This window comes from Escherichia coli DSM 30083 = JCM 1649 = ATCC 11775, from assembly GCF_003697165.2.
Taxonomy (GTDB): Bacteria; Pseudomonadota; Gammaproteobacteria; order Enterobacterales; family Enterobacteriaceae; genus Escherichia; species Escherichia coli.
On record NZ_CP033092.2, the window covers coordinates 3123890 to 3141569 of the forward strand.

At 50.6% G+C, this 17680-nt stretch carries 13 protein-coding genes, 1 tRNA gene, 1 pseudogene and 2 CRISPR repeat arrays; of the genes and pseudogenes, 4 read left to right on the forward strand and 11 right to left on the reverse strand.

Features of this window, described 5'->3' with window-relative positions; translation table 11 throughout:
- Nucleotides 1–8 precede the first annotated feature (8 nt).
- The 3 genes from aat (at nt 9) to EAS44_RS16435 (ending at nt 2147) form a co-directional block, all read left to right on the forward strand.
- Nucleotides 9–713 (forward strand): leucyl/phenylalanyl-tRNA--protein transferase, encoded by a 705-nt coding sequence (gene aat, locus EAS44_RS16425; protein ID WP_001241673.1) that lies wholly within the window; start codon nt 9–11, stop codon nt 711–713.
- A 284-nt stretch (nt 714–997) separates the two neighbouring features.
- Nucleotides 998–1216, forward strand: coding sequence for a translation initiation factor IF-1 (gene infA, locus EAS44_RS16430; RefSeq protein WP_001040187.1), 219 nt, complete (start codon nt 998–1000; stop codon nt 1214–1216).
- 112 nt (nt 1217–1328) lie between these two features.
- A CRISPR array of direct repeats spans nt 1329–1717; the repeat unit is 28 nt; unit sequence TTTCTAAGCTGCCTGTACGGCAGTGAAC.
- 342 nt (nt 1718–2059) lie between these two features.
- Nucleotides 2060–2147: transfer RNA gene (locus EAS44_RS16435), tRNA-Ser, on the forward strand.
- A 110-nt stretch (nt 2148–2257) separates the two neighbouring features.
- On the opposite strand, the gene cas6f is transcribed toward EAS44_RS16435, so the two are convergent.
- The 9 genes and pseudogenes from cas6f to yljB all read right to left on the reverse strand — a co-directional run bounded on the left by cas6f (nt 2258) and on the right by yljB (nt 14118).
- Nucleotides 2258–2812, reverse strand: a complete 555-nt coding sequence (gene cas6f, locus EAS44_RS16440) for a type I-F CRISPR-associated endoribonuclease Cas6/Csy4 (RefSeq protein ID WP_000350182.1) — start codon at nt 2810–2812, stop codon at nt 2258–2260.
- Between the two features lie 10 nt (nt 2813–2822).
- On the reverse strand, nt 2823–3824 hold the full coding sequence (csy3, locus tag EAS44_RS16445; RefSeq protein ID WP_001029748.1) for a type I-F CRISPR-associated protein Csy3: 1002 nt from the start codon (nt 3822–3824) through the stop codon (nt 2823–2825).
- Nucleotides 3825–3834: 10 nt separating this feature from the next.
- Nucleotides 3835–4758 (reverse strand): annotated as a pseudogene (gene csy2 / locus EAS44_RS16450) (type I-F CRISPR-associated protein Csy2).
- Nucleotides 4755–6062, reverse strand: a complete 1308-nt coding sequence (csy1, locus tag EAS44_RS16455; RefSeq protein ID WP_000415806.1) for a type I-F CRISPR-associated protein Csy1 — start codon at nt 6060–6062, stop codon at nt 4755–4757. Before csy1 ends, csy2 begins: the two are co-directional and overlap by 4 nt.
- A gap of 329 nt (nt 6063–6391) precedes the next feature.
- The gene (gene cas3f, locus EAS44_RS16465; protein WP_001101565.1) at nt 6392–9625 is read right to left on the reverse strand and encodes a type I-F CRISPR-associated helicase Cas3f; all 3234 of its coding nucleotides are present in this window, start codon (nt 9623–9625) and stop codon (nt 6392–6394) included.
- Nucleotides 9622–10605: a type I-F CRISPR-associated endonuclease Cas1f gene (gene cas1f, locus EAS44_RS16470; protein WP_000097886.1), complete on the reverse strand. Its 984-nt coding sequence runs from the start codon at nt 10603–10605 to the stop codon at nt 9622–9624. The genes cas3f and cas1f overlap by 4 nt, the downstream gene beginning before the upstream one ends.
- Before the next feature lie 172 nt (nt 10606–10777).
- Nucleotides 10778–11105: a CRISPR direct-repeat array (repeat unit 28 nt; unit sequence TTTCTAAGCTGCCTGTACGGCAGTGAAC).
- A 212-nt stretch (nt 11106–11317) separates the two neighbouring features.
- Nucleotides 11318–13594 carry an ATP-dependent Clp protease ATP-binding subunit ClpA gene (gene clpA, locus EAS44_RS16475; protein ID WP_000934041.1) on the reverse strand — a complete coding sequence of 759 codons (2277 nt, stop codon included), beginning with the start codon at nt 13592–13594 and terminating at the stop codon, nt 11318–11320.
- Between the two features lie 30 nt (nt 13595–13624).
- Nucleotides 13625–13945, reverse strand: coding sequence for an ATP-dependent Clp protease adapter ClpS (clpS, locus tag EAS44_RS16480; protein WP_000520781.1), 321 nt, complete (start codon nt 13943–13945; stop codon nt 13625–13627).
- Between the two features lie 98 nt (nt 13946–14043).
- On the reverse strand, nt 14044–14118 hold the full coding sequence (gene yljB, locus EAS44_RS25400) for a protein YljB (RefSeq protein WP_001406719.1): 75 nt from the start codon (nt 14116–14118) through the stop codon (nt 14044–14046).
- Nucleotides 14119–14267: 149 nt separating this feature from the next.
- Here yljB and cspD point away from each other — a divergent pair, with 149 nt between their 5' ends.
- Nucleotides 14268–14492 (forward strand): cold shock-like protein CspD, encoded by a 225-nt coding sequence (gene cspD / locus EAS44_RS16485; protein WP_000410785.1) that lies wholly within the window; start codon nt 14268–14270, stop codon nt 14490–14492.
- Between the two features lie 72 nt (nt 14493–14564).
- Here the strand turns inward: cspD and macB are convergent, their stop codons facing one another.
- Entirely contained in the window at nt 14565–16511 is a 1947-nt protein-coding gene (macB, locus tag EAS44_RS16490) for a macrolide ABC transporter ATP-binding protein/permease MacB (RefSeq protein ID WP_000188147.1), read from the reverse strand.
- On the reverse strand, nt 16508–17623 hold the full coding sequence (gene macA, locus EAS44_RS16495) for a macrolide transporter subunit MacA (protein ID WP_000746477.1): 1116 nt from the start codon (nt 17621–17623) through the stop codon (nt 16508–16510). Before macA ends, macB begins: the two co-directional genes overlap by 4 nt.
- Nucleotides 17624–17680: the final 57 nt, after the last annotated feature.

The window sequence follows — 17680 nt, forward strand, 5'->3', positions numbered from 1 at the left end:
TTGCGGTCATGCGCCTGGTTCAGCTTTCTCGCCATTCAATAGCCTTCCCTTCCCCGGAAGGCGCATTACGTGAGCCTAACGGCCTGCTGGCACTGGGGGGCGATCTTAGCCCTGCGCGCCTATTAATGGCTTATCAGCGTGGTATTTTCCCGTGGTTTTCTCCTGGCGACCCCATCCTCTGGTGGTCGCCCGATCCCCGCGCGGTGTTATGGCCAGAATCACTGCATATCAGCCGTAGTATGAAGCGATTTCATAAACGCTCACCCTATCGTGTCACGATGAATTACGCTTTTGGTCAGGTCATCGAAGGCTGTGCCAGCGATCGCGAAGAAGGAACCTGGATCACGCGTGGCGTGGTCGAAGCCTACCATCGCCTTCACGAACTCGGTCATGCCCACTCCATTGAAGTCTGGCGTGAAGATGAGCTTGTCGGCGGTATGTACGGCGTGGCCCAGGGAACACTATTTTGTGGCGAGTCCATGTTCAGCCGGATGGAAAATGCGTCCAAAACGGCGCTTCTGGTCTTCTGTGATGAATTTATCCGTCATGGCGGTAAACTTATCGACTGCCAGGTCCTTAACGATCACACAGCATCGCTTGGTGCCTGCGAAATTCCCCGCCGGGATTACCTTAATTATCTCAATCAAATGCGCCTCGGACGATTGCCGAATAATTTCTGGGTACCTCGATGCTTGTTTTCACCACAAGAATGAATGTTTTCGGCACATTTCTCCCCAGAGTGTTATAATTGCGGTCGCAGAGTTGGTTACGCTCATTACCCCGCTGCCGATAAGGAATTTTTCGCGTCAGGTAACGCCCATCGTTTATCTCACCGCTCCCTTATACGTTGCGCTTTTGGTGCGGCTTAGCCGTGTGTTTTCGGAGTAATGTGCCGAACCTGTTTGTTGCGATTTAGCGCGCAAATCTTTACTTATTTACAGAACTTCGGCATTATCTTGCCGGTTCAAATTACGGTAGTGATACCCCAGAGGATTAGATGGCCAAAGAAGACAATATTGAAATGCAAGGTACCGTTCTTGAAACGTTGCCTAATACCATGTTCCGCGTAGAGTTAGAAAACGGTCACGTGGTTACTGCACACATCTCCGGTAAAATGCGCAAAAACTACATCCGCATCCTGACGGGCGACAAAGTGACTGTTGAACTGACCCCGTACGACCTGAGCAAAGGCCGCATTGTCTTCCGTAGTCGCTGATTGTTTTACCGCCTGATGGGCGAAGAGAAAGAATGAGTAAAAGGTCGGTTTAACCGGCCTTTTTTGCGTCTATGAGTTATGGGGAATAAATATTAGAGGATGGAGTGTTGAGTTTGAAGACTGCCTGTACGGCAGTGAACCCCGGATTGATAGCTATTTTTCCAAAATATTCTTTCTAAGCTGCCTGTACGGCAGTGAACATGAGCAAAATTGATTATCAGGCACTGCGCGCTTTCTAAGCTGCCTGTACGGCAGTGAACGTACAAAGACGCCCAGACGCATCAGCGCCACATTTCTAAGCTGCCTGTACGGCAGTGAACCCGCGTTCGTCGGCCAGCCCATTGCGCAACCCTTTCTAAGCTGCCTGTACGGCAGTGAACGGGGGTATTCAGTGACTAAATTCGATCGTATCTTTCTAAGCTGCCTGTACGGCAGTGAACACCTGTTTTTGTTGGTGGGCGGTTTGGAATCCATTTCTAAGCTGCCTGTACGGCAGTGAACTGGAATAATAGCAGACTATCCGATTGATTTACTGTTAAAACTTACAAAATCGCAGATTCAAACCCTTTTTCCAGACTTCAAAATAGCAATAAGAAAATCAATGAGTTACATTACAACCTAGAAAAAGGGTCGGTTTGGTATTTCTTCAATCTCATATTTTCTGCATAGCTTTTGATAAACAATTGACCAGAACACATACGGTCATAATCTCCGTCCCGCGAACAGCGTGTTCATTGCGTAACCAAACAAATCAATCTATATAAATTCTTCTTGACCGTTTCACTCCAACTCCCTATAGTAGCGCCCCGTTGCCACCTATGAGGTCTGGCAGCAAAACAATTTGGTGAGGTGTCCGAGTGGCTGAAGGAGCACGCCTGGAAAGTGTGTATACGGCAACGTATCCGGGGTTCGAATCCCCGCCTCACCGCCATCTTTAAAGAAGAGCTCGTACGAAAGTACGGGCTTTTTTTGTATGCGGTGGGCATGGCGCGCATAAAAAGGCCCAACCACATGGCCAGGCCTGTTAAAAATTGCAAAGCATCAAAACCAGGGAATAGTGGCGGTTGCGCTTAATCCATAACTACTAAATTCCCCTTTAACCGGTTCTTTGAGCAAATCACCATGACGGATAAACAACTTGAACAGTTGCTGACTCGACAAACTCTTCATATTGAGAAAAGGTAAATCAGTCCGCTGTTCAGCCTGCGTCGCCAGTCGTTCAATTGCCTGTTCTTCAGTTAGCCAGCCTTTTTTCACTGAACGCCTTAACAGACGCTGAGGGTTACTTTTAACCTGCACGCGGCTTACTACTCGCCAGCCTTTTATTTCTGGAACGGGAGTGACAGGTGAACATTGGCAATAGTCCGTTAGTCCTTTACGCCACGTTGAGGCTTCAAGCGCCTGCAATGCCTGGGCGCTACCATGCAAGCGTAAACGCGCTCCAGGCATAACATTTACGTCAGGGAAACTCACGCCGATATCGCCTTGCCCTCTTGCACCTAATACCCGATGCAGTTTTGCAAATAACGCCGCCATCAACATTTCGCTCGAAAATTCAGGATCTGGCAGAACGCGGATCTCAAGGTAGTGATCCATTGGCAGCTCCTTATTCCGATTTCTCACCAAAGACACCGCCACGGATCAGCACAGCCATCACGTAGTGCTGCTGCTCAACGTCTGGTTTCATCCCTTTAGTCACCCAATTGTCCAGTAAGGTATAAAAGTCGAGTTTTTCTTTCGGTTGACGGCAGGCCACACCGCGACTGGTTACAGAACCGTAAGGTTCCACGGCTATAGCCCCCAATTCATCAACCTTTGGATGCCAGGTATCAATGGTACGTAAAGCATTGCCAATCTTCTGAGAGTGAATACCGGCAATGCCAGCCACCTGGTATAACACGCGACTTTTACTACTGTTGCTGTCGAGTACCAGCTCCTGCGACGGAAAAACTTCTTGCCCGGCACCAAGACGAACCTGCGCTTCAACGGTAAGCATCACCCACTCTTTTGCGCTTAATCCTTGCTCTATAATGGCCGCCAGCTGCGTGACCGCTGCCTGTCCCTGGTCAAATTGACGTAAAGAGAAGTCATGGCTGTTAAAAGTCCATGACGTCTCGTTAGCAGTCACTTTCACCTGGATCTGTTCGGCACCAATGCGGTTGCGCCACAGAAAACGACCATTTGCCAGATTCAGCGCATAGCGAAGCGCCAGCTCTTTAAAGCCATGTTCGCTGATGTAACCTTCAATGACCCCGGAAAGCGCCTCCTGGTAAGCCATATCATTACATACTGACGGTGTGGATAAATTACCCAGCACACGCAGCGTAAACACCACCTTTAACGTATCCGTATCTACCGGAAGCGAAGCCACATCCACCCGTTGCAGGTTGGCTTTTTGGATTTCAGCATCCAGTTTTGTGGGATCGCTGACAATGGCATTTTTCAGGCGATTAGAGATGGTTCCGCGGACCGCTTTCTCCTGAATCTCAATGGGTTGCCATTCATTTCCTTGCCAGTTACCTGCGTACATTACCGCGTCAGAGGTTGCCAGTTTGCGCTCAAATGCCAGTACCGACGCCGTTTTTATTGCTACAGGAGCCTTTGCCATAATTATGTCCTTATTCTAAATCGTCATATTCATTAAAGGTAAAATCATCAACAACTGGCGTTGCCGAACAATAGTAGCCAGTGTCCGTTGTGCGGTAACGCCACATCAGCGCTTGCAAGTCTGTAGTGCGATGTAATCCGCGCCATTCGCCAATGCCATATACCGCTTCGGCAAAGGCAAATGGCGTCACGGTGTCGCGCGCATTTTCAACTTCACCGGGTGCGTAAACAGGAGAAATGCGTTGGTAGCCACACATTAACGGTACCAGGAAACCAGGTATTGGCTTCGGCTGGTATACCCATTTTGCGCTGTTGTCTTCAGCCGGAGATTCGGCCTGATATTTAATCGCGGCGAAATCAAGCCAGGCATCCAGCAACGAGATGTCGGGATGTTGTTGGTGATGTTCAGCCAGCCATTCACTGCGATCGTAAAGCGCATAACCCGGCATTAACCGCCAGACGATTTTACGCAGTTGCTTTTCATCTTCAGGCGCATGAAAAAGCTGCGGATCGCGCATACTGACAATGCTGCCGCCCGCCAGTTTGTGGCTCTGGCAAAGCATTTTCAGATAGTCACAAAGAACTTTTCTGCCATATTCACCATTGGTGATTTCGCCATTACATTCAATCAGTAGAGAAACCGTCAAGTGCATGCGGCCCTCTTCATTGAACGAGGCGGTTTTACCTTCTCTGGTTAATGGGTTACGGGTGAGAGCGAACTAAAAATCGCGCCCAGAGCTGTACGCCTGAATATGCTGTTCATGGCTTACTACCGCACAACCATCAAAACTTACGCCAAATTCATCCACGACTTTGCGAGAAAGCGCATGGACATAACCGAGAAAATGGGTCATCGACGGGAATCCCCAGGTCAACCCGGAGACAGCGTTAGCGTTTTCGATGCGTATATGGGGTAACAAGAGCAGATAACTCATTTCAGCGCCTCCTGCAAAACAGCTTCCATTTCACGCATCCGTTGAGCGAACAGAGACTGGCTGCGCCACTCTTTTTGTTCGACAGCGCCTACGTCAAAACTGGATTTTTTCAGGCGATAGTTCAGCCAGCGTGCGAAATCATCGGCGACAGTTACTTGCCAGTCGTTTTTCTCACGCTCCTGTTTGAAAGTCTCATCTGAGAGGCTTCGCCACGGGTCCAGCCAAAGTTGTTGGTGGCGAGGTAAGTCTGGTGATTGTGCGGACCATCCCTGCCATTTTTCTTGCTGAAAAGCGGATGCCTGCATGAACAGCAAATCGATCAACTCATCAATATATTTCGCCCGCACAGTTCGGATATGGACATTATTTATGTCAACCTTCAGTAAGTAGGTCATCTGGGCGACAATGCCTGAAGCCGCCCGATTGAAATCGCCGCGTAGGGAAAAAATACTGCGCATGTTTTGTGGCGCGCGATCCAGCGTCGCCCAGGTGGGCGGCATTGACGGCAACAGCCAGACACGGCCACCCCGCACACTATTGAGCAAAGAAATATTCTGCGGTTTTGTGCCGCCAAAATGCATTTCGGCAAGATTAGGAAACCAGATATCTGGCTGGGAGTGCCATTTTCCTGCTTTGCGGGCATCGCGAATGGCTTTCGACTCCTCACTAAAGCGCACGGCGGTTAGCTTTTCATACATCGCCTGCGCCAGTGAACTGGAAAACAGTGGGCATAACAGGTGATAACCATCCGCAACAGGGAAATAGATTTGTTTCGCCAGTTTATGGCTGGAAGGCCGTCCAGTAGTCCATGCCTGGCTAAACCCAGCTACCCACAGCTCCAGTTGCACTTTATCCTCTGCAAACGTACTTAATGCCTGATAATCACCACGCTTCAGGCTGGCAAGCAGTGAATCTCCGTTCACATCGGTTTGTAGCAACTTTGCTACGTCAAGTGCAGCGGCGTTACCAATCGCGTCAGTAGCGACATTCGCCAACGATGCTGTGTTTAAATAGCTTTCGTTAGCGGAGGTTTCCAGATAAAAGCTACTGGCTTTAGAATCACCATGACTGAATTTAGCGCCATGAGTGACTAATTTGATTTGCCCGGCACGCTTTGCCGCATCCGTTAACCAGTTACGTGGCAAGTAGCGTGCTTCGAGTTCCTGCCGCTCCTGAGCGATAACGCTGGCGTCCTCGCCCTGTTCCACTCGCTTTGCGGCTTCTTTTTCAAAGGCATCGATTTTGGGTTGCCTTCGCGAAGCGATGTATTCAGTAATAAATTGTATTAGCGCCGTTTTTTCCATATCGGCTCCTTTTCGTTAATCCATCAAGTCGAAGTTGCTCCCTGATTTCACTGAAAAATCTCCGTAGCCCAACATGGCTTCAGTACAACTGACATACACAGCAAAAGGGACAACACCAGTGGTGATCACACAAACAAACTCTCCTAGAGATATCTTCTAAAAGATATTATTAAATCTCATGTAATCACCATAGGTGATATTAAAGCAACTTAATATTTGCCACGCAATAGTTGAAGCACTAACATACCCAAACTGCCTTGAGCAGCTTAGAAATAGAGGTATCTCCGGATACGGACTTGTAAACTGCCGTACAGGCAGCTCGCGCCCCATCACATGTTGCGAAACACACCTAACCAGGGGTGATAACGCCAGTCATCGACCGCATCTTCTTCACTGACGGGTACTCTCACCTCCGCAAACTTTTCCCCAACGTTTGCTATCTCACAACTTTGCTTATCAGCTAAATTCAACAAAACGTGTTGGTAATCCATCACGCCCCAGCAAGCGACGCCGCTGGCGCATCTCACCTCTTCTCGCCTGAAATTCCCTTGCGCTTTACGCTCGTTGTCGCCCGTGCGGGAATAGAAACGCGCTTCGCTTTCTTCATCATCCATATGCAGAAAAAACACCGCCTCCGGCAAAGGGGAATAACGAAATGGCGTCTGGCGCTGCATCCAGCCGTTCCAGCTTAGCGGTGCACGCCACCATTGCGCCGCCACCACATGTTTGCTTTTACTGCTCATCAATTCGGCGGATAAACGACTATGTTCTAGCTCCGCCAGTTTGTTGGCATTATTGGCAGACAGGATCCGCGGCAAGGCGTTAATCGTCCGGTAGTCCGCGATCGGAATCAGTTCGCAAATATCGTGGCTATTCAGCAAGTGTTCTTTTGTTTCGAAACCAGGCTTACAAAATGCGGGGGCTTTTTTCTGCAATGATTTGATATTGCTACGCAAAATAACCAGATTCTCACTGGTCGGCACATTTCTACGGTGGCGCTGAATACGTCCGGCAAATTGAATTATCGAACGCATGGAGCTTGGTTCGATAATTCCCCAGTCCGCATCCCAGTCACGCCCCACTTCTATAACCGATGTCCCCAACACCACAAACAGATGGTGCGATTCCGGACGGTTATGTAAGGCATCTGCGATATCTTCGTTGTTCCAGAAATCGAGTTCGTTATGACGAGTAAAAGCGCGATCCAGTCGCTTCTCAATATCTGAACGCACCGCCAGCGGATGTCGGGAGTGGTAAACACAGTAATGAATGCAGACATCTTCTGGTGAAGGAATGGCAATCAGGGCTTTGGTCACCGCAACCAGTGGATTGATATTCGCGAAGCGCACCAGGCCCAGCGAAACGGTTTTACCGCTTTCGTGTCGCTGGCGATGCGCCTGATGCAACTTCAGCATTTGCGTATGCACCGTCTGGGCCACACTTTCGGTAACATCTTGTATCGCGCCTGATGCTGATGAAACCGAAGCTACACGCCCGAAATGCAGTCGTTCTTTTTCAGCCAGCATTACCGCTCGTCGTGCAACAAATTTGGCATGAGCATCACGAAACCCAGGTCCGTCGTAAATTTGCGTGGCATCAGCATCTTTTTCATCAAACCAGGCGCAGCATATATTGACAGGCCTGCCGTTGATACCACAAGACGCCTGCCACATTTTTCGCCCAGCAAGATAAGCCGCGAACAGCGCCTGAATCAAACCTGGCGGTAACGTCGCGGAAGAAAGTAATACCCGCGTTCCCAGCATCCCGGCCCAGTTCATCAATCGACATACCGCATGAAGATCAGCAATATCAAAGTCATCAGGTTCGTCGAGCACTAAATCGCTGGTTAACAGGCGCAACATCGCCGGAAGCTGTTTCCCGCCTCGCACGCCCTCGGTCGCGGAAATAAGATGATCAATCGTCGAGACCAGAATCGGCGCGCTTACTAACTCCTTAAGTTTGCTGTCATCCTTCAACCATTTTTCCAGCGCCCCGGTATGCAGGCTGCCTTCGTACTTAACGAACTGTTGCTCCTCTGCCGGCGACTCTTGCGAAGCACTTCCGCAATCATTGTCTATTTTTTCCTGTTGCCACAGTTGATTAACTGCCGCCGAACCAATCAGTACCGCCAGCTCATCCTCACCCAGCCCAAGCCGACTGCGCAGAGCATCGCCGGTTTGTAAAGTCAGCGTGCGCAATCCCAGCGCAACGGTAAAGCGGCACCCTTCTCGCTCGTCGGCAAGTGCATACATAATGCGGGCGTTCGCAAAGGTTTTACCACACCCCGTCGAGGCCATATTGACGCCGAAAAATCCCTCTTCACGACTTCGTTCACGTAACGCTCGCGCCACATCCCAGGCTTTATCTTGCCAGCGATAATTCACATCTGTAGCCCGCTGGCTAAAACCTTTATGTCGGGCAATTGCCGGAAGCGATGCCCGTGTGTGCATCAGTTGCCGCCCAAGCAGATACGCATGATGCGCGACGCCCACAAGGTGTTCGTCTACCCGTTGTTTGAGCGTGCCGCTTTGGCGATCGCTATTTGCCCAGACGATATAATCCGGGTCCTGCCATTTTTGCTGCGCATCGCTTGAGGAATAGTAATGATCGGCAAGCATCAGACAAAAACGCGCCATATGTAAGGGGAACAACTGTTCCATCTGCCCATATGTCTTTAAACCGAGCGCGTTGCTTGCCCGGCGGGCTATCTGACGCGCTTTTTCCCGCCAGCTCGCGCTTTGAAGCGGCGTTCCTGATGGAAACTGCCAGACGTGCGCAAAATCCTGTTGTGACCAGTCATCTCTGCGGTGGTTAACGGCATTCCAGTCAGCATTAAGTTGCTTCTCCAGCCAACTTTCACACCCTTTACATGATTGTTCCGACTGTGGAGAAAGATTCTCCGGCATTCGATGATGGGAAAGGATCAGCCAGCCTACCGTTTTGGCTAATGGTTGCAGCGAACTGAACGGGCTATTTGAAAATTGAGGAGTGTCTTTTTGCAGGCGCTCAAGAATCGCAGATTCATCATCTGCCGTGAGTTCGCCAAGCTTCGCCAGCCACACATCGTCGGGCCGCTCACCGACAAACGTCTGAAAGAGCCGCAGTGAAATCCATTCATGTCGGTAAGGTTGATAACTGCGGGTATTCTTTTGAGTCAGGCTTTGCTGAAAGCTGCGTCCTGATTTACCAAAATCATGAAATAGCCCAGCGATAGCCGCCAGCAGTGCAATACTTTCCGCGCACTGCCAGCGATTTTCTTCTTTGTTCACCAGGCTGATTTGCGTTGTTCGATTTGTGGGAACGCGGCCTTGAGCATTAAAGCGACGAATATTGCCGACAATCCACATCAGCTCCGTTTGCCCATTCTTCTTCAGCCAGTGACAAGCCACTGCGGTATTTCGCCTGGCGGTTTTGCGCAGTAAACGGCGGAGTGTATTAACGCCTTCCAGAGTAATCACCGTTTGCCATGCTGCGTCACCAGTGCGTTCGGCAAACTGATCAATAATACGGCAGCTTTCCACGCGAGCATTTTTCGTACAGCGTGAGATAATTAGGACATTCATTGGTCAGCCTTAGCCAGTGCCTGGGCCGTTTCCTGCAGAGAGGTGATCATGACATCCAGCGCATCCGCTTGTTGAAAGATATTAACACAGCGTTGACGAAACTCCTGAGCATCTTCTCCCGCCATTGCGGCAATAAATGCTTGCGGCATAACAAGAGCATCTTTAATCAGATCGGCAAGGTCAAAAACAAGCCCGCCGCGACGTGTCTTACCATGCATTACAGCTAAACCGTGCGGGATACCTGTTACCCACGCCGCCACTGCTGCCAGTCCATAAGCCAGATAATTCCCTTGATCGAGGAAGCGGTTGGCCATATCGATACCACCGCCCCGTTTTGCGCGAGTGAAATCGCCATACCCCACGGTTTGACTGACCATTTTGTATAACGCTTTAGTCAATTTGGCCTCAACGAGCATAAGCTGCGTATGGTTTTCTGCCGCGTCTATTTCTTCACAAGTACGATTCAGGAGGGTATGCAGCGCATTAACATCAGGTTGAAATGCGTGTTCACGCAGCATTTTCGAGCTGGACCAGTGCTTATCGATATGTGTCAGGCGGATTAACTGAAAACGTTTCGCGGCAGCAAGTCGTTTGTCTTCAACAAACCAGAAAGAAACCCACTGCTGGAGATACTCTGTAGGGCGATATTCACTTTGTGGGCTGAGCCAGGAGACATCAACATCCACTTCATTTGCTGAATACAGCGGCGTGCCATCCGTACCACAAAAGCCTACCATCACCCCGGCATGAGCAAATTCACGCATCGCCGCCTGGGTAACGGAAGTTCCCATTCCCAGCATCAACGCCGTGGTATTCGCAATGGGGATATTCCAGTAGTACGACTCTTTACCTTCGCTGGTAACATACTCCACCCGCCCACCATTCACCTGTACCCGGCATTTTTCCAGATAATAAATATTGGCGCGTTTGGAGTGGAGAATGGTTTTGAGATCGGAAGGCGTAAGGTAATTCGAAGACATAAACACATCCTGTGATTATTTTATATTTGAAGGTATTGGGCTTAGTACAGCATTGATTTATGTGCTGAAAATTGATTTCCATCGCAATTATTACGATTGTTATTGCGTGCTAACGCTAATGGTTTGAAGTTGAGAGTGTCATTGCACGACCAAACGTCTAACACTATCGTAGTGTGAATACTGCCTGTACGGCAGTGAACAAGGAGAGACGGTCGCACTCTTCAACGTTCAGTTTCTAAGCTGCCTGTACGGCAGTGAACTGGCGGCAGGAGGGAGGACTGCTGCGCCATCATTTCTAAGCTGCCTGTACGGCAGTGAACTTGTGCCTGTTTTATGCGGGCGCTCTGGTTTCTTTCTAAGCTGCCTGTACGGCAGTGAACACGCTGCGCAGTACCCTGACCGGTGCGAACGTTTTCTAAGCTGCCTGTACGGCAGTGAACGGTTTCGCCTCAATGATCTGCATATGGCGTCATTTCTAAGCTGCCTGTACGGCAGTGAACTCAAATACTACACGTTTAGCCCGTTGTTAATAAAGCAAAACCATCTCAATCTCCTGCTGCCACCCTTTTTTATCCTTACCTACCCGCAGCACTAATTATCAATAACTTAGCATCATCATTAAAAAAAGGGTCTGAACCTCCTCCCCCCATAAATAAAAAGTCCGTAACCCCTGACGAGATCACGGACTTAACCAACCTACCTGACAATCAGATTAATGCGCTGCTTCCGCCTTGTGCTTTTGTGCACTCTGGAATCCGTAAGTCAGCTCATTTTTCTCTTTATCCAGCGCGACGGTGACCTGACCGCCGTCCACCAGCGAACCAAACAGCAGTTCGTTGGCGAGCGGTTTTTTCAGGTTGTCCTGGATGACACGCGCCATCGGACGTGCGCCCATTGCCCGGTCGTAACCTTTCTCGGCCAGCCAGTTACGCGCTTCCTGGCTCACTTCCAGAGAAACACCTTTCTGATCCAACTGAACCTGCAACTCGACGATGAATTTATCCACCACCTGATGGATCACGTCGGTTGACAGATGATCGAACCAGATAATGTTGTCGAGACGGTTACGGAATTCCGGTGTAAAGATCTTCTTGATCTCTTCCATCGCATCGGTGCTGTTATCCTGGTGGATAAGACCAATGGATTTGCGCTCGGTTTCACGTACCCCCGCGTTAGTGGTCATCACCAGCACCACGTTACGGAAGTCCGCTTTGCGTCCGTTGTTATCGGTCAGTGTACCGTTGTCCATCACCTGCAAGAGGATGTTGAACACGTCCGGGTGCGCTTTCTCGATTTCGTCCAGCAGCAGCACCGCATGTGGATGCTTGATGACCGCATCAGTCAGCAAACCGCCCTGATCAAAACCAACGTATCCCGGAGGCGCACCAATCAGACGGCTGACGGTATGGCGTTCCATATACTCGGACATATCAAAGCGCAGAAGCTCAATGCCCAACGCTTTCGAAAGCTGTACCGTCACCTCTGTTTTCCCGACCCCAGTAGGGCCGGCAAACAGGAACGAACCGACCGGTTTATGTTCGTGACCTAAACCTGCACGCGCCATCTTAATGGCTTCAGTCAGCGCCTCAATGGCTTTATCCTGACCGAAGACCAGCATTTTCAGGCGATCGCCGAGGTTTTTCAGGGTATCGCGGTCACTCTGAGAAACACTCTTCTCTGGAATGCGTGCAATACGGGCCACCACGGATTCAATATCCGCCACATTAACGGTTTTCTTGCGTTTGCTTACCGGCATCAGACGTGCGCGAGCGCCCGCTTCGTCGATAACATCAATCGCTTTATCCGGCAGATGACGATCGTTAATGTATTTCACCGCCAGCTCTACCGCCGCACGCACCGCTTTTGCGGTATAACGCACGTCGTGGTGCGCTTCATACTTCGGTTTCAGGCCATTGATGATTTGAACAGTTTCTTCGATTGACGGTTCAGTAATATCAATTTTCTGGAAGCGACGCGCCAGAGCACGGTCTTTCTCAAAAATGTTGCTGAACTCCTGATAGGTTGTCGAACCAATTACGCGGATTTTACCGCTGGAGAGCAACGGTTTGATCAGGTTAGCCGCATCGACCTGGCCACCAGACGCTGCACCCGCACCGATAATGGTGTGGATCTCATCAATAAACAGGATGCTATTAGTGTCTTGCTCCAGCTGCTTGAGCAACGCTTTAAAACGTTTTTCAAAGTCGCCGCGATATTTTGTGCCCGCTAACAGAGAACCGATATCGAGAGAGTAAATCGTACAGTCAGCCATCACTTCCGGCACATCGCCCTGAACAATTCGCCATGCAAGCCCCTCCGCAATCGCGGTTTTACCGACACCAGACTCCCCCACCAGCAGCGGGTTGTTTTTACGGCGACGGCAGAGAACCTGAATAGCACGCTCCAGCTCCTTCTCACGACCAATCAGTGGGTCGATTCCGCCCACTCGCGCAAGCTGATTCAGGTTCGTCGTGAAATTCTCCATACGTTCCTCCCCACCAGCTTGTTCTTCGCTGTTTGGCTGGCTGCCAGGATCAGAAGACTGTGTCGGCTCGTCTTTACGCGTGCCATGAGAGATAAAGTTCACCACATCAAGACGGCTGACTTCATGTTTGCGCAACAGATATGCCGCCTGCGACTCCTGTTCGCTAAAGATAGCGACCAGAACGTTTGCACCGGTAACCTCATTGCGACCGGAGGACTGGACATGGAAGACCGCACGTTGCAGTACACGCTGAAAACTCAGCGTCGGCTGTGTGTCGCGCTCCTCTTCACTGGCAGGCAGAACGGGTGTGGTTTGTTCAATAAAGGCTTCCAGTTCCTGACGGAGCGCAACCAAATCCACAGAACACGCTTCCAGCGCCTCCCGGGCAGATGGGTTACTGAGCAGCGCCAGTAACAAGTGCTCGACGGTCATAAACTCATGACGGTGCTCGCGCGCTCTGGCGAAAGCCATATTTAAACTGAGTTCCAGTTCTTGATTGAGCATAGGCACCTCCCCCAATTTTTATGCCTGCATTCAGGCTTTTTCTAGCGTACACAGCAATGGATGCTCATTCTCCCTCGCGTACTTGTTCACCATCGCCACTTTGGTTTCTGCAACCTCAGCGGTAAAGACTCCGCAAATGGCCTTCCCCTGGTAGTGAACAGCGAGCATCAATTGCGTTGCACGTTCTACATCATAAGAAAAGAATTTTTGTAACACGTCAATAACAAACTCCATCGGAGTATAATCATCATTGACTAATATCACTTTATACATAGATGGCGGTTTTAGCGCGTCGCGAACTTTTTCTTCCGCCAGTTGATCAAAGTCCAGCCAGTCGTTCGTTTTACCCATTGTCAGTTATCATCTTCGGTTACGGTTATCGGCAGAACGCCCTGCCGCTGACAAGAGCTTATTTGCCTGACCAATTTACTCCACATGATAGATAACTATCATCTATCGTTAGCATCAGCGACATCTGTCACATTCCTGTCAATAGCGTTAACTGCTTCAAATTTTTGATTCATACCTGCCCCCTGGCCCCTGTCAAATGCTTGACGGCTCGCCCTAATTCTCTAAATTGTATTTCTAGAGTTGGCGAGGTTTTGAACAGCCCCCTCTCTGACCCCGGTTTATTCCATCTTACTTGTATAAGATTTGCGAAGGATGTCGAAGCATGGAAAAGGGTACTGTTAAGTGGTTCAACAATGCCAAAGGGTTTGGTTTCATCTGCCCTGAAGGCGGCGGCGAAGATATTTTCGCTCATTATTCCACCATTCAGATGGATGGTTACAGAACGCTAAAAGCTGGACAATCCGTTCAGTTTGATGTCCACCAGGGGCCAAAAGGCAATCACGCCAGTGTTATTGTGCCCGTCGAAGTAGAAGCGGCAGTCGCATAGCTCTTCTGTCTCATTGTGTACATCCTAAAGGCAAAATGCCAGCCCGATCGGCTGGCATTTTTATCTCAAAAATTACTCTCGTGCCAGAGCATCTACTGGATCCAGTCGTGCCGCATTTCGTGCGGGTAACCAGCCAAATAAAATCCCGGTGACCGTCGAGCAGAGAAACGCCAGCAGCAGCGCTAACGGTGAAAAACCAATCTCCCAGCCGGGTAAGAAAAGCTGCAAGGTGAAAGCAATTAACAGTGACAGTGTTATTCCCAACGCGCCACCAACCAGGCAAACCAGTACGGCTTCGATCAAAAACTGTTGCAAAACATCGCTTGCTCGCGCACCTACAGCCATGCGAATGCCAATTTCCCGCGTCCGCTCGGTCACTGACACCAGCATAATATTCATTACACCAATACCGCCCACCACCAGCGAAATCACCGCCACCAGCGTCAGAAACAGTTGTAAAGTACGTGTGGTCTTTTCAACGGTTTTCAAGACGCCATCCATGTTCCAGGTAAAGAAATCCTTCTTACCGTGGCGCAGTGAAAGTAAACGCGTGAGTTGCTGTTCCGCCTCAGCGCTGTCAAAGCCTTCTTTCACCCTGACAGTAATGGAGTTCAGCCACGACTGCCCCATAACTCGCCCGGACATCGTGCTGTATGGCAGCCAGACACGCAGCACTTTACTGCTACCAAACATCGACTGTTTTTCTTCCGCCACACCAATGACTCTGGCGGGCATATTGCCGACCAGAATCACCTCGCCAACCACATCTGCTTTATGGGGGAAAAGCTGGCGGCGAGTATTACTGTCGAGAACCACGACCTGCGCACGACCGTTCAGCTGCTCCTGATTAAAGGTGTTCCCTTCACTGAAGGTCATGCCATAGACATTAAAATAATCGCCGCTCACGCCATTGGCACTGGCAGCCACATCAACATTGTTATAACGCAGGCGCAGGTTTTGCGAGACGGCGGGCGTGGCAGAGGCAACCCACGGTTGTTTTTGGATGGCGATTAAGTCGTCGTACTTCAGCGCCTGCTGATATTGCGGATCGTCATCGCCAAAATCTTTCCCGGGATAGACATCAATAGTATTCGTACCAATAGAACGAATATCCGCCAGCACCATTTGTTTAGCGGCGTCGCCCACCACGACAATGGAAACCACCGACGCAATACCGATAATAATCCCCAGCATGGTCAGTAAAGTACGCATTTTATTCGCTGCCAGCGCCCGCCATGCCATCGTCAGCGCCTCGTTAAAACCGCTGACAAACTGCCGCCAGCCAGACGCCGTGTTGACAACAGGTTCCGTTCCGCCAGTAGCATTCACTTTTTCAACGGCGGGAGGATTGCGCACAATTTCGCCGTCGCGAATTTCGATCACCCGCTCGGCCTGAGCAGCAACCTGCGGATCGTGGGTGACGATAATCACCGTATGCCCGCGATCGCGCAGCTGATGCAGGATCGCCATCACCTCTTCGCCAGAATGGCTGTCCAGTGCGCCGGTCGGTTCATCGGCAAGAATTACCTGACCGCCGTTCATCAATGCCCGCGCGATGCTGACGCGCTGTTGCTGGCCACCCGAAAGCTGTGCCGGGTAATACTCTGTACGGTCTTCCAGCCCCAGTCGTTGCAGTAACTCCTGGGCGCGAAGCAGCCGCTGTTTCCGCTCAAGACCGGCATAGACGGCGGGTACTTCAACGTTCTGCTCGGCGGTTAAATGCGAAAGCAAATGGTAACGCTGGAAAATAAAGCCGAAATGCTCGCGGCGCAGTTGCGCCAGCGCATCGGCGTCCAGCGTGGCAACATCCTGACCGGCTACGCGATAGGTGCCGCTGGTGGCCTTATCCAGGCAGCCGAGAATATTCATCAGGGTCGATTTACCGGAACCCGAAGCGCCGACAATCGCCACCATCTCACCAGCATAAATATCGAGGCTGATGCCCTTCAGCACCTCAACCTGCTCATCACCGGCAGGATAGCTGCGACGAATATCCTTTAATTCGAGCAAGGGTGTCATTGCGCAGCTCCTGGTTTGGCCTCACCAATCACCACTTCATCGCCCGCTTCCAGCCCTTTGACAATCTCAACATCGGTATCGTTACGTGCGCCAATCGTCACTTCACGCTCGCGTGTTTCACCATTACGCAACAATTTGACTTTATAACGATTATCGCCAACCGGATCGCCTAACGCCGACAGAGGGATCGTCAGCACATTTTTCACATCGGTGAGCTGAATATGCACTTGCGCGGTCATATCCAGCCGCAGTAAACCATTGGGGTTGGGTACTTCAAAACGGGCGTAATAGAAAATAGCGTCGTTAATCTTTTCCGGCGTCGGTAGCACATCCTTGATTTGCCCCTCGTAGCGCGTCAGTGGATCGCCAAGCACCGTAAACCAGGCTTTTTGCCCCGGCTTCAGGTGGATTACATCCGCTTCAGAAACCTGCGCTTTTACCAGCATGGTGCTCATATCTGCCAGCGTCAGAATGTTCGGTGCTTGTTGTGCGGCAATCACCGTCTGGCCTTGCAGAGTGGTGATTTGCGTGACTTCCCCGGCCATCGGGGCAACGATGCGGGTGTAATCGAGATTGGTTTTAGCCGTATCGAGAGAGGCCTGATTGCGCTTGATTTGCGCGTCAATGGTGCCAATTTGCGCCTGTTTCACAGCCATCTCCGTCGCGGCGTTATCGAGATCCTGCTGTGAAACCGCTTGCGTTTGTGCAAGACGTTGCTGACGGGAATACGTCACCCGCGCCAGTTTCAGCTCCGCTTCCGCCTGCTGCCGCTGCGCGCGTAGCTCCATCAGCATTGCTTCCACCTCCTTGATCTGGTTTTCAGCCTGTTCAGGATCAATAACCCCTAAAAGCTGGTCTTTTTTTACTTTATCGCCAATCGCCACCGACAGCGTTTTCAACTGACCGCTGACCTGCGCGCCCACGTCAACCTTACGCAGCGCGTCCAGCTTTCCGGTCGCCAGCACGCTTTGCTGTAAATCACCGGGGCGCACAATCAGCGTCTGATAAGTCGGCACGGGTGCGTTAAGAATTCTCCATAACGTAATCAGCCCGGCGATGACTATCACCATCGCAATAACGTAACGCTTCTTCACGGTTTTCCGCTTTTTCATAAATATTCTGAATACTCCATATGCCAATCCGGGTCATTAACTTCAACGAAATATCAA